This is a genomic window from Streptomyces sp. NPDC087844 (genome assembly GCF_044742785.1).
GTDB lineage: Bacteria > Actinomycetota > Actinomycetes > Streptomycetales > Streptomycetaceae > Streptomyces.
Map to the genome: position 1 here is coordinate 131,227 of NZ_JBIUVD010000014.1, position 12,924 is coordinate 144,150.

At 71.9% G+C, this 12,924-nt stretch carries 9 protein-coding genes; 4 read left to right on the forward strand and 5 right to left on the reverse strand.

Annotated features, from left to right (window positions below; genetic code table 11):
- Positions 1-8: 8 nt before the first annotated feature.
- Positions 9-818 carry an alpha/beta fold hydrolase gene (locus ACIOKD_RS25845; RefSeq protein ID WP_402088418.1) on the reverse strand — a complete coding sequence of 270 codons (810 nt, stop codon included), beginning with the start codon at positions 816-818 and terminating at the stop codon, positions 9-11.
- Positions 819-1,221: 403 nt separating this feature from the next.
- On the opposite strand from ACIOKD_RS25845, the gene pepN reads away from it, so the two are divergent.
- Positions 1,222-3,663: an aminopeptidase N gene (gene pepN / locus ACIOKD_RS25850; protein ID WP_402088421.1), complete on the forward strand. Its 2,442-nt coding sequence runs from the start codon at positions 1,222-1,224 to the stop codon at positions 3,661-3,663.
- 117 nt (positions 3,664-3,780) lie between these two features.
- Here the strand turns inward: pepN and ACIOKD_RS25855 are convergent, their stop codons facing one another.
- On the reverse strand, positions 3,781-5,856 hold the full coding sequence (locus ACIOKD_RS25855) for an MMPL family transporter (RefSeq protein ID WP_402088424.1): 2,076 nt from the start codon (positions 5,854-5,856) through the stop codon (positions 3,781-3,783).
- 144 nt (positions 5,857-6,000) lie between these two features.
- Between ACIOKD_RS25855 and ACIOKD_RS25860 the strand changes: the two genes are divergently transcribed.
- Entirely contained in the window at positions 6,001-6,480 is a 480-nt protein-coding gene (locus ACIOKD_RS25860; protein WP_402088427.1) for a MarR family winged helix-turn-helix transcriptional regulator, read from the forward strand.
- A 16-nt stretch (positions 6,481-6,496) separates the two neighbouring features.
- Here ACIOKD_RS25860 and ACIOKD_RS25865 read toward each other — a convergent pair whose 3' ends face one another.
- Positions 6,497-8,536: a hypothetical protein gene (locus ACIOKD_RS25865; protein WP_402088430.1), complete on the reverse strand. Its 2,040-nt coding sequence runs from the start codon at positions 8,534-8,536 to the stop codon at positions 6,497-6,499.
- A 135-nt stretch (positions 8,537-8,671) separates the two neighbouring features.
- A complete protein-coding gene (locus tag ACIOKD_RS25870) occupies positions 8,672-9,916 on the reverse strand; it encodes a DUF418 domain-containing protein (protein ID WP_402088432.1) in 1,245 nt (414 codons plus the stop codon).
- A 175-nt stretch (positions 9,917-10,091) separates the two neighbouring features.
- On the opposite strand from ACIOKD_RS25870, the gene ACIOKD_RS25875 reads away from it, so the two are divergent.
- On the forward strand, positions 10,092-10,757 hold the full coding sequence (locus tag ACIOKD_RS25875; protein ID WP_402088751.1) for a response regulator: 666 nt from the start codon (positions 10,092-10,094) through the stop codon (positions 10,755-10,757).
- Between the two features lie 56 nt (positions 10,758-10,813).
- A complete protein-coding gene (locus tag ACIOKD_RS25880) occupies positions 10,814-11,896 on the forward strand; it encodes a sensor histidine kinase (RefSeq protein ID WP_402088434.1) in 1,083 nt (360 codons plus the stop codon).
- Positions 11,897-11,957: 61 nt separating this feature from the next.
- Here ACIOKD_RS25880 and ACIOKD_RS25885 read toward each other — a convergent pair whose 3' ends face one another.
- Positions 11,958-12,623, reverse strand: coding sequence for a lytic polysaccharide monooxygenase (locus tag ACIOKD_RS25885; RefSeq protein ID WP_402088436.1), 666 nt, complete (start codon positions 12,621-12,623; stop codon positions 11,958-11,960).
- Between the last annotated feature and the right edge of the window lie 301 nt (positions 12,624-12,924).

The window sequence follows — 12,924 nt, forward strand, 5'->3', positions numbered from 1 at the left end:
CCCGCACATCAGGTGAGTGCCGCTACGAACGAGGTGATCGCTGCCGTGGTCTCCTCCGGGGCGGCGAGCTGCGGGCAGTGTCCGGTGGCGTCGAGCGTCACCAGGCGGCTTCCCGGAATGCGGGCGTGCACGAACTCACCCACCTCCCGGGGAGCGATCGCGTCACGGGAGCACTGGGCCACCAGCGTGGGGACCTCGACCAGGGCGAGATCCTCGCGGTTGTCGGAGAGGAACGTCACGCGGGCGAAGACCCGGGCGATGTCCGGATCGGTGCGGCAGAAACTGTTGGTCAGCTCCTCACCCAGTTCCGGTCGCTCCGGATTGCCCATGATCACCGGGGCCATGGCGCCCGACCAGCCCAGGTAGTTCGCGTCCAGCGAATCCAGGAGCTCATCGATGTCCGCGGCGTCGAACCCGCCCCGGTAGCCGGTCTCGGGGTCGTCGACGAACCGCGGCGAGGGCGCCAGCAGCACGAGCCCCGCGAACGCCTCGGGCTCCCGGGCCGCGGCCACCACACCCATCATCGCGCTCACGGAATGCCCCACGAACGTCACGGGCCCGAGCGCGAGCTCCCGGCACAGCTCCAGCACGTCCTCGACGTACCCGTCGAGCGTCGCGTACCGGTCCGGACTCCATGCCGACAGATCCGAGTTCCCCGCGCCCACGTGATCGAAGAGCACGACGGTGAAGTCACGCTCCAGTGCCGGGACCACCAGACGCCACATGTTCTGGTCGCACCCGAACCCGTGCGCCAGCATCACGACGGGCCCGCCGGGCCGCCCGGACACCGTGACATGGTTTCTGTGCCGCACATCCATACGAAACATCCTCGCAGACCGGGGGCGGTCCCCGCGGATCGAGGACCTGTGCGGTACGGGTCGGCCCACGCCCGCACCCAGCTCGTGCGCACCCCTCATCGGTACGCTGCCGGGAGGCCGTCGCCGAAGCGGTGACGCGGGACGGTGGACCGCCGGCCGCCCCAAGAGGGTGACCCGACGGATCAGGACGAGCGGCCCCCACTCCCCGTTCGGTGCGGCGGCCGTCGCGTGCGCCGAGCACCGTCCGGACCACGTGCGGGCCGCGGGCCGCGGGCCGCGGTGCGCCGGGCGCTCGTACCCGCGGCCCGCCCGCGCGTAGACGAGCCCGCCCAGCAGCCCACCGGGCCCGCACAGACCGGCATACGCTGACGCCCGCTGCCCGCTGCCCGACGACGGAGGACGTATGGAGATCCGGAGCCTGACCCGTACCGAGGCAAGGCGCCGCGCCGCGTTGTTGACGGTGGAGCGGTACGACGTGGCCATCGACCTCACCGGCCTGCCCGAAGGGCCGGAGGTGCGGTGCGTGTCCACCGTGACCTTCACCTGCCGTGAGCCGGGCGCCGAGACCTTCGTGGACTGCGCGGCGCAGGTGGTCGGCGCGACACTCGACGGCCGCCCCCTCACCCCCACCGGGGACGGCCGCATACCCCTGCCCGCCCTGGCCGGGCACAACGTGCTGCGGGTGGAGAGCGTCCAGGCGGACACGGCGACGGGCGAGGGCGTGCACAAGGCGACCGACCCCGCGGACGGCGAGGTCTACGTGTGGACGAGTTTCGAACCGGACGAGGCCCGGTTCGTCTGGGCGTGCTTCGACCAGCCGGACCTCAAGGCCCCGCACGCCTTCACCGTCACGGCCCCGCCCGGCTGGACCGTCACCGGCAACTCCGGCGGCCCGCGCGTCGAGGAGCTGGACTCGGCCCGCCGCTGGACCTTCCCGGACACCCCGCCCCTGTCCGTGTACAACACCGTCATCAACGCGGGCCCCTTCCACCAGATCCGCCGCGAGGCCGACGGTTACGACCTGGGCCTCTACACCCGCCGCTCCCTCGCCCCGGTCCTCGACCGCGACGCCGAGGACGTCTTCACCCTCACCCGCCAAGGGCTCGCCTTCTTCGGCGAGGTCTTCGACATGCCGTTCCCGCAGCGCACGTACGACCAGGTGTTCATGCCGGAGTTCGGCGGGGCGATGGAGAACTACGGGTGTGTGACCTGGTCCGACGGCTTCCTGCGGCGGGCCGCGCCGACGCCGGCCGAGCAGGAGCTGTTCGCGAAGGTGCTGCTGCACGAGATGGCGCACATGTGGTTCGGCAACATCGTCACCATGCGCTGGTGGGACGACCTGTGGCTGAACGAGGCCTTCGCGGAGTTCGCCTGCCACTGGGCCGCCGAGCGCGCCACCCGGTTCACCGACGCGTGGGCGGGGCACCTGGCGGGCGACAAGCTCAGGGCCTACCTGTCCGATCAGGGCCCCGTCTCGCATCCGATCCACCAGCCCATCCACGATGTCGCGCAGGCCGCGTCGATCTTCGACAACATCACCTACCCCAAGGGCGCCTCTGTCCTCCAGCAACTCATGACGTACGTCGGTGAAGAGCGCTTCAGGGCGGGCATGAGCGCCTACTTCGCGCGTCACGCGTGGGGGAGCGCCACGCTCCAGGATCTGATCGACACTCTCTCCGAAGCCGGCGGGCGGGACCTGGACGCCTGGCGCACGGCCTGGCTCGCGACGGCGGGCACCGACCGCTTCACCCTGGAACGCGACGGCGACGACGTCACGCTGGTGGCCGGGGGCGACCCCCGCCCGCAGGTGCTCGCGGTGGGCGCGTACGGGAGGAACGGCGAGACACTGGAACGCAGGGCGCTGGTACGCGTCGAGGTGAGGCGGACCCGCACCCCGGTCACCGGCCTGCCGCCCGGAAAGGACCTCGACGTTCTGCTGATCAACGACGAGGACCTGACCTTCGCCACGACCAGGCCCGATCCCACCGCCAGGGACGCCTTCTTCCACGCGGCGGCGCGGCTGCCCACAGCCATCTCCCGCGGTGTGGCCACGGCGACCGTGTGGGACATGCTGGTCAACGGCGAGGCCACGGCGGCGGAAGCCGGGCGGTGCGTCACCGCGGTCCTCACCGCCGAGACGTCCGACGCCGTGATCGAGCCCTGTCTGGCCCTGGCCGCGGACATCGCCGAGCTGTGGGCGCCACCTGGCGAACGCGCCGGTCTGACGGCCGCTGTGGCGACCGCCTGCCGACACCTGGCCACGGACCCCGGCCGCCGGCAGGTCGCCCTGCGAGGTCTGGCCCGCACCGCCGCGACCGCGGAGGACCTGGCCCGGCTCCGCCAACAGGCCGGTGACGACGTGGATCTGCGCTGGCGCGTACTGGCCCGGGTGGCGGAACTGGGCGGGGAGGTCGACTCGGAGACCGCCGTTCTGCTGGCCCGCGACCCGGACCCCGATGCCTGGGTCCGCGCCCTCACCGTACGGGCCGCGCTGCCCGACCCCGGCGCGAAGGCGGAGGTCTGGCAGCAGCTGGCGGTGGACCGGGCGGTCCCGCTCAGCTCGGTCGGCCAGGTGGCGACGGCGTTCTGGCGACCCGCGCAGGACGCCCTCCTTGCGCCGTACACCGAGCACTACCTGGACCTCGTTCCGCGACTGCACCGAGGCGGAATGATCCCGGCGATGATCTACGCGGGCCGTCTCTTCCCGCCGTACGCCATCGACCTCACGTACGTCGAAAAGGCTGAGCACGCGTCCCGGGAGGCGGTCCCGGTGGTGCGCAACACCCTCCTGGAACGCTCGGACGAGGTGGCGCGCATGCTCCACTCGCGCACCCGGACGGCCTGAGAGCCAGGGGGACTTGGTGCGGGACGCTCAACCGGCCGCGCTCCCGCACCACTTGCCGCAGGTGAGCGAGCAGGTCCTGCCGGCCGTCGCCGCTCCATACCGACCCGCGTACGCTCGCTACGGTCGGCGTGCGAGGCGACCGGGCCACCAGACGGCCGGGCCGATGTCCCGTACCAGGGCCGGGACCAGCAGCGAGCGCACCACGATGGTGTCGAGCAGCACGCCGAAGGCGACGATGAAGGCGATCTGCGCGAGGAACGCGAGCGGGATGACGATCAGGGCCGCGAAGGTGGCGGCCAGGACCACCCCCGCGGAGGTGATCACTCCGCCGGTGGCGATCAGTCCGCGCAACATGCCCTGGCGTGTGCCCAGTCGCAGCGTCTCCTCCCGTACACGTGACATGAGGAAGATGTTGTAGTCGACGCCTAGCGCGACGAGGAACACGAATCCGTACAGCGGAACCGAGGCGTCCGTCCCGGAGAAGCCGAAGCCGTGCCGGAACACCAGGCCCGCGATCCCGAGCGTGGCGAGGTAGTTCAACGCCACGGTGGCCACCAGGATCACGGGCAGCAGGAGGCAGCGCAGCAGGACGACGAGGATCGCCAGGATGATCGCCAGGACGACGGGGATGATCAGGGTCCGGTCGTGCTCCGCGGTGCGCTGTGTGTCGTACTGCTGCGCGGAGTAGCCGCCGACCAGGGCGTCGGCGTCGGCCGTGTGCAGCCGGTCGCGCAGCTTCTGCACCGTGTTCTTCGCCGCGTCGCTGTCCGGCGCGGCGTCCAGGACGGCGTCGATGCGCACCCGGCCGTCCACGACCAGCGGCTTTCCGTCGGGCCGACCGGACGAGGTCACCGCCTGCGCCTCGGCCACCCCCTGTGTCGCGGCCGCGGCGCGCGTGACCTCCGTACGCCGGTCCGCGTCCGCGATGATCACGACCGGCTGGCCGGAGCCGCCGGGGAAGTGCCTGCCCAAAGTCTCCTGCGCCGCGACGGACGGTGCGTCGTTGACGAACAGCTCGTCCAGGGGCACACCCTTCGACTGCAGCGCGGGGAAGAACGCGGCGCCCGCCACGAGCAGGGCGGCGGATGCCATCCACAGCCGCCGGGGGCGGGTGTCCACCCAGTGGGCGACGCGCCGCCAGATCCCGTGTCCGCCCGTCTCCGCGTCGGCCGAGCGGGGCTTGGCCGGCCAGAAGGCCACCTTGCCCATGAGGGCGAGCACCGCGGGCAGGAACGTCAGCGTCGTCAGCACGGCGCACACGATGCCGATCGCCCCGACGGGTCCCAGCGCGCGGTTGTTGGTCAGGTCGCTGAGCAGCAGGGCGAGCAGCCCCAGGGCCACGGTCGCGGCGCTGGCGGTGATCGCGCCGAAGGAGTCGCGCAGCGCCTTCCACGCGGCCTGGGAACGGTCGTTGCTGCGCGCGAGTTCTTCGCGGAAGCGCGCCGTCAGCAGGAGGGCGTAGTCGGTGGCCGCGCCGATCACGAGGATGGACAGGATGCCCTGCACCTGACCGTCCACGCGCACGATGTTGTGGTCGGCCAGCACATAGACGATGGCACAGGCGATGCCGAGTGCGAAGACGGCGCTGATGATGATCGTGAAGGGCAGCAGAACACTGCGGTAGACCAGCAGCAGGATGAGCAGAACGGCTGCCAGGGCCACTCCCAGCAGGATTCCGTCGATGCCCGCGAAGGCCTCGCCGAGGTCCCCCTGGGTGGCCGCGGGCCCGGCGATCTGGACGCGTGTCCCGGACACGTCCGAGGCGGCCCGCTCCAGTTCGTCCAGCACCTCGCCCAGCCGGTCCCCGAGATCCGGGCGCAGCGGAACCACACCCTCCAGGGCCGCTCCGTCCTTCGAGCGCAGCGCCGGTGAGGGCCTGCTCTCCACACCCTCCACGGTGGCGAGCGACTTCAGGACGCGGGTGGCGGAGTCCTGCTGGGCCGTGGAGACCTCACCGCCGCCGTCGGCGGTCCAGACGAGCACGGCGGGCAGGGTCTCCCGCTCGGCGAAGGCCTTCTGCTGCTCGACGACCTTGGTGGACTCGGCGTTCTGGGGCAGGAAGGCAGCCTGGTCGTTGGTGGACACGTCGCCGAGCTTGCCCGCGTAGGAGCCGAACGCTCCGCCGAGACCGAGCCAGACGACGACGAGAACAAGGGGGACCAGCCATCGGGCGGGTCGACGCACGGTGTTCATTGACTTTCTCAACAGCTTTCCCCACAGGCGTGGCGCAGGACATGGACCGGACAGCGAACAAGGGCAAGGGCAAACGCAAGCGCAAGCCCAAATATATCTCAATGAGAAAGTATCTCAACCATTGAGAGATACTATCCTTGTCCCATGCAGCCCAACAGTTCGGACAGCCATGAAGGCCCCGCCAGCGATCTCCAGGCCTATGCCGTCCTGCTGCGTGCGCTGAACAGCGAGTTCAACCGGATCGCCCACTCGTTTGCCCAGGCCAACGAACTGCATGCCACGGACGTCCACGCGCTGGCCGCGATCCTGGACGCCTCGGCGACCGACGGTGAGCCGATGACGCCCTCGCGCCTGCGGGAGCGCCTCGACCTCACCTCCGGAGCCGTCACGGCCTGCCTCGACAGGCTCGAACGCGCGGGTCACATCAGCCGCACGCGCGAAAGCGCGGACCGCAGGGTGGTCCACCTCACGTACAACGCGGGCGCCCGTGCGCTCGCTCGCGAGTACTTCAGGCCTCTGGCGCGCAGCACGGAGGCCGCGCGGCAGAAGTTCACCCCCGAGCAGTTGGAGACGATCGCCGACTTCCTCCACGCTCTCAACAGCGAACTGAGCAGCGAGCGCTGACCGGACAACGGTCCCGTCAGGGGGCCCGGACCTCGGCACGCCCGGGGAGGTGTCCGACGACCTCCGCGTCGGTGTTCCTGGTGGCACGGACGGCGAGATAGCGTCCGTCGGCCTTGGCGCGCAGAGGCCCCGACGTCTCGATACGGCCGACGGACCTGCTCCCGGCGGCCAGCAGGTACGAGGAGCCGGAAGGGGCCCGCCAGTCCACGTCGGCCAGCACGTCCTGGCCGAACCGGCTGCACTCGGCGGTGTTCTCGCGGACACCGGCGGAGCGGGCGGGCCCGGCGCCCGGGCCGAGGAAGAGGTACTCCACGCGCCCGGGGCCGCGCCAGGTGTCGGCGCGGGCGCACACCCAGGTGGCCTCTCCGGCGCGCTCGGGCAATTCCTGCCGGCCGAAGACCCAGTGGTTCACCGCGCGCACGCCCCGACCGCGCACTCCGTCCAGCCGGCAGGCGGTGCGTGCCCAGCCCCGCAGGGCGTCCGGTCCGGTGGCCTCCCGGGGCGGGCGCGGACGCACCCCCGGCTCCGGCGGCGGCATGTAGGTCAGATGGACGGGCGAGACGCCGCCGAGGTCGGTGAGCAGGAACGCGTGCTTCTCGACGATGCGTGCTGAGGACCGCAGTTGCACGACGGGCCAGGCACGGCAGTCGCCGTCGGCCGACGGCATCGGGACCGGCAGGGGCTCGGTGAGGCCGCTGCCGGAACGGGACACGTCCCGGGCCGGCGTGTCGGGCGCCAGCAGATCGCGGGTGCCCGCCTCGGCGATCCACGGCGCCAGCAGCATCCGTACGGACTCGGGAGTGCGGGAGACGACGACCGCGGCCGCGGTCGTCACGTCGGCGCCGTCGGTGAGGGCGGACACCAGTTCGGACGGCCCGTCGCCGTGCAGCGGTTCGCTGTAGCGCACGGTGGTCGGGTCGTCGTGCAGGACGACTACCGCGCGTCCGTCGACGTCGTCGGCGAACAGCAGACGCGGTGCCCGGCCGGTACCGGTGGACGCCGCTCCCGCCTCCTGCGACCGCCGTCCCCGCCAGGACGGGTCCGACCAGGCCCGCAGGGCGCGCTCCAGCAGCGCCCGGTCGCGGGTCCGCGCGCCGCGGGCGGGCCAGGCCGTGAAGTCGACCCGAGCGGTGTCCGCCCAGACGTCGGCGGGCGTACGGCGCAGCAGCGCGGCGTCCGTCGCCTGCGACGCCGTCCCTTGACGTCCGCTCCCGGCGGGGACACCGCTGTCGCCCGAGAGGGAGAGGGAGGTGACTCCGACACACGCGGCCAGCAGGGCGACGGTCACGGCCGTGCGCACCCGGTGTCTGCGGCGGAGCAGGTCGGTCGGCCGTGCGTGCAGCAGACAGGGATCGAACTCCGGGGCGAGCAGAGCGGATACGGGTGTCCCGGAGCCGCCGGCCACCGACGTCGGCCGAGGTCCGGTGGCCGCGCCCGCCGCACCCGTGCCGCCGCCGGTGCCCGACGTGCGGGGGCCGCTCTCGTCGACCAGCTTCTGGGCGGTCGGGAGGGCTTCTCCGGGCTCGGCCACGCCTGTGTCCCGCAGGACGGCAGCGGCTTCGTCGACGGACAGTTTCTCCAGTACGAGCAGCGCGACGGCCGCCCGCACCGGCCAGTCGGCCTGCGCGAGGGCACGGTCCAGCAGCAGTTCCTCGGCGCCCCCGGACTGGGGGAAGACACGCAGCCCCCACACGGCCGGCAGCGCGGGGCGCCCCGCCCACCGCCCCCACGCGCGGGGGAGCGGACCGGGTCGCGCGTCCTGGGCCATGGCCGCCCGCAGTACGGACGTCCGCAGGGCCCCGTACTCGTCCGGGGCCGCGTTCCGGGTGCCGCCCGCGCGGCGCCGGCCCGGTAGGGCGGGTCCGCGGTGGGGCAGCGCCCGCTGCACGAGACCGTGGGCGGCCAGGACCCGCCGGTGGCGGCCCGGAGAGCGGGGGAGGGTGACGTAGACCAGCCGGACCAACCGTGCGTAGTGCTCCATGAGCGCGGCTTCCGCGCGCCGCACATCGAGCACACGTGGGTCGCCGTCCGAGGGTGTCTGCCGGCGCACAAACATGATCGCTTAGCTCTTTCGGGGGACGAGGACACTCTGTCGGTACGGTCAAACGAGTGATCTTCGATCCCGTCACCTCGGTCGCCGCATCCCGGTCACGCCCCCGGCCCGGCCGAACCCGGCGGGCTGCAACGGGTGTTACCTGATGTGACGCGTGATGCGAGTGGCGCCGTGCAGCACGTACTCCAGCGGACCGCGGCGGAAATACCGCGTCCAGACGGTCGCCAGCAGCATGGCCGCGGTGACGAAGGCGAGCAGCGCGACCATGGCCGGACCGGGCTCCTCCTCCATGCCGACCACGTGGATGGCGAGGAGGTGCGCCACGTACGCGGTCAGCGCGATCATGCCGACGGCGGCGACCGGCCGGACCAGTCGTGTCAGAACCGGCATCCGGGCGGCGACGGTGACGCACGCGGCCACCACGAGCAGGGCGGCACCGGTGTTGCCCAGGACGGAGAACGTGGTCTGGCTGTGCGGTGCGCCCACCAGCAGCCAGGCGGCCGGGGTGTCGTCTTCGAGGTACCCCACGCCGTCCGACCACCAGGCCGACGCCGCCCCGCCGCCGTCCGTGGCCGCGGCGACCGTGGTGAGGGCGCCCGGGACGAGGTGCAGGGCCAGCCAGGAGCCCCCGTGGCCGAGTACGGCCAGCCCGCCGCCGGTCAGCGCGAGCCGGGTGCGGGTCCGGGCCCGGGTGAGATCGAGGCGGGCGACCGCCATCCCCGCGATCATGAACGGTGTCCAGGTGAGCGCCGGGTACTCGCCGGTGAACAGCAGTTCGAGCAAGCCGTCGGTGTCGCTGACGCGCGCCAGCGGATCCGCCGCGATCACCGTGTCGGCCCAGTCGCCGTGGTGGATCGACTGTCGGATCACGTACAGCAGCACGGGCATGAGCAGGGCGCTCGCGGCGGCGAGCAGCGCCAGGGTGCGGGCGCGCAGCCGGTACAGCGGCAGGACGAGCAGGAAGATCAGTCCGTAGAAGGCGAGGATGACGTCGACCTCGGTGTCCAGGGCGGTGAGCGCGTAGCCCGCCGCGATCAGGATCAGCGCGCGCAGCACGATCCGGCCCACCGCCTGCCGCCCGGCCCGGCCGGTGCGCGGCTGCGGGCGGCCGGTGATGAGGACCAGGGAGAACCCGGCGAGCAGCGCGAACAGCGCGGAGGACCGGCCGCGGGCCAGCTCGGCGAGGAAGCCCACCGGCCCGCCCACTGCCGGCTCGGGGCCCACATGGGCGGCGTACATGCCGAAGACCGCGAGGCCACGGGCGAGATCGATACCGATGAGCCGGCCGGCCGAGGACGCGAGGGGGACGCCGGCCGGCCGGCTCGGCCGCGGGACCGGCGACGGAAGGGCCGGTGCGGAGGCTGAAGTCGCTTCGTGTGTCATGGGTTCCAGGCTGACGTCGCACACCGGTCCGGGCCCATCCGGCAAGTGGCCGACATCATCCAGCCGACTGGCTGGAAGCCCTCCGTCACCCAGCGGAAAACGTCACCGAAGGAACCCTCGGGGAGCCTCCGGCGTGGTACGAATCGACAAGCGGTCCACGTCGATGGGGGCGCACGTGATTCGCGTACTGGTGGTGGACGACGAAGCGTTGATCCGCACGGGCTTCGAGCACATCCTCTCCGCGGCCGACGACATCGAGGTGGTCGGCGCGGTCGTCGGCGGCCAAGCGGTGGCGGCGGCACGGCGGTTGACGCCCGATGTGGTGCTGCTGGACATCCGGATGCCGGATGTGGACGGGCTGAGCGTGCTGGCCCAGCTGCGGCTCCTGCCGGTGACCCCGGTGGTGGCGATGCTCACGACGTTCGACATGGACGAGTACGTGGCCGCCGCCCTGCGCTCGGGAGCGTCCGGGTTCCTGCTCAAGGACACCGACCCCGTACAACTGCCCGTGCTGGTACGCACGCTGGCACAGGGCGGAGTCGTGCTGTCCTCCCCCGTCACCCGCACCGTCGTGGACGGCTATCTCGCCAACGGCCCCCAGCAGGCGGCCCTGCGCCGTGTCGCACAGCTGACCGGCCGTGAGAAGGCCGTCCTGATCCTCATCGCGGAAGGGCTGCCCAACGCCGCCATCGCCACACAACTGCACCTGAGCATAGGCACGGTCAAGGACCACGTGAGTGCCCTGCTGTCCAAACTGCGGGTGAGCAGCCGGGTCCAGGCCGCGCTGCTGGCCGAACGCGCGGGCCTGCTCAAACCACCGAGCGCCCGGGCGGAAGGGTGAGACCCCCCGCGCGCCCCCGGCGACGGGTCGCGGCCGGGCGCGTTCCGGCCCCCTTGATGGACGCCCTCCTCATCGGCATCTCCCTGCTGGACATCTGGGTGCACGTCGAAGCCGACGAACCGCAGCGAAGAGCCGTCGCCCTGCTGGCCGCGGTCGCTCTATCCCTGCGCCGCCACCTGCCGCCGGCGGCCTTCCTGTGCGCCCTGCCGGCGGCCCTGGTCACCGACGCGGTGTTCGCCACTCTGGCCGCGCTGTACGCCCTCGCCTCGCTGAGCCGCAGCCGGGTGCTCCTGGTGGTCTGCGCACTGCTCTTCGCCGCCTGCGACATCACCTGGTGGATGTGGCCCTCGCCGACGTTCGCCGACTTCTCCGATCCGTCCGACCTGATCAATGTCACCTACAGCCTGGCCACCGCGGCGGCGCCGGTCTTCCTCGGCCAACTCGTGCAGGCCCGCCGCGAACTGTCGCTGCGGTTGGCCGAGATCTCCCAGGCGCGCGAGCACGGACGCGAACTGCTGGCCCAGAGCGTGCTGGCCAGGGAACGCGCGCAACTGGCCCGGGAGATGCACGACGTGGTCTCCCACCAGGTCAGTCTGATCGCGGTCCGCGCGGGAGCGCTGCAGGTGGGCAGCCAGGAGCCGATGGCGCAGGAGGCCGCGGCCACCATCAGACGGCTGAGCGTGCAGACCCTGGAAGAACTGCGGCACATGGTGAGCGTGCTGCGCGCGGGCGGCAGCCGTCCCACGGAACTGACCCCGCAGCCGTCCCTGGCCGATCTGCGGCGGCTGGTCGACACCAGTGGTATCGAGACCGAACTGCACACCGACCTGCCGGACGCCCTGCCCGCGACCATCCAGCGCGCTGTCTACCGCACCGTGCAGGAAGCCCTCACCAATGTCCGCAAACACGCCCCCGGCGCCAGGGCCGCCATCCGTATACAGCTTGCCGCGGGAACGGTACGGGCCGCGGTCACCAACACCGCGCCCACCCGGCCCGCGCTGCTGCTGCCCGGCGCCCATCACGGCCTGGCCGGCCTGCGCCAGAGAGCCGAGCTCCTGGGCGGCACCGTCATCGCCGGCCCCGCCGCCGACGGCGGTTACGAACTCCACCTGTGCCTGCCGCTTCAGCAGGCGCGGTGAGGTGTGCGGGTCACTCCTCCTGCCCCCGCCGGACGGGTCGCGCCCGGCGGGGACCGATGGATCAGCGGAAGTTCACATCGCTGCACAGGAAGTACGTCTGGTCCATGTGCGACGCCTGCCAGATCGTGTAGACGACATGGCGGCCACTGAGGCCCGTGGTGCTCACGTCGACGGAGTAGTTCTGGCTGGGGGCGTAGGCGCCGGTCCGGGCGACCAGCTGAAGGTCGTCCCAGGTCAGCGGTTGAGTGGCGGGGTCGAAGCCCTGACGGGTGACATAGACGAGGAGGTAGTCGGCGCCGTGGCTGGCCTGGTCGTACAGCTGCACGGTGAAGTTGCCGCCGATGTCCGTCGTCTTCCAGGCGCCCATGGCGTCGAGGGAGTTGTAACGGCCGCCTTCGGTCCGGCCGCCGCTGCACAGTTGCCCGTCGGGGACGACTGCTTCGAAGTCACCGGCGGAGCCGTTGCGGGAGAGGCCGTTCCAGTTCCACATGGCGTTCGAGTCGGCCTGCCACGCCTGCCAGCACATGGGGTCTTCCTGTGCCATGGCAGGGTTCTGGAAGTCGCTTCCCCAGCGGAGCCAGCAGCCGTAGTTGCGGGACGCCGGGTCGACCACCGAGCCGTGGGCGTGGGCGGGTGCGCTCCAGGGGATCAGGCAGAGCAGCACTGCGGTGAGCAGGCTCAGGGCGAGGGTCGCGCGAGAAGAGCTGACGCGATCATGACAAATCAAGGCGTGCCCCTTTCGAATGAGTGGGGAGTTCTTCGGTGCCTTCCTGAGGTGGGGGGCCAGGTCTGGACCGGATCTGTGGGAGTGCGTCGAAACTGTGGGAGCGCTCCCGCGCAACCCAGGCTCTGCGCGACGAAACGGAATGGCAACACTCGTTTGCGCCAGTTTCGGACCCGGGCCGCGGCGCGGAGCGCGGCTGCCACGCGCGTGACGGGATGGGCCGGCGGGTGCGGAAGACGGGCCGGCGGCGGACGCCGCTGTTCCGGGGCCCGCCGCGCACGGACAGGACGCGTACCGTCGGCGA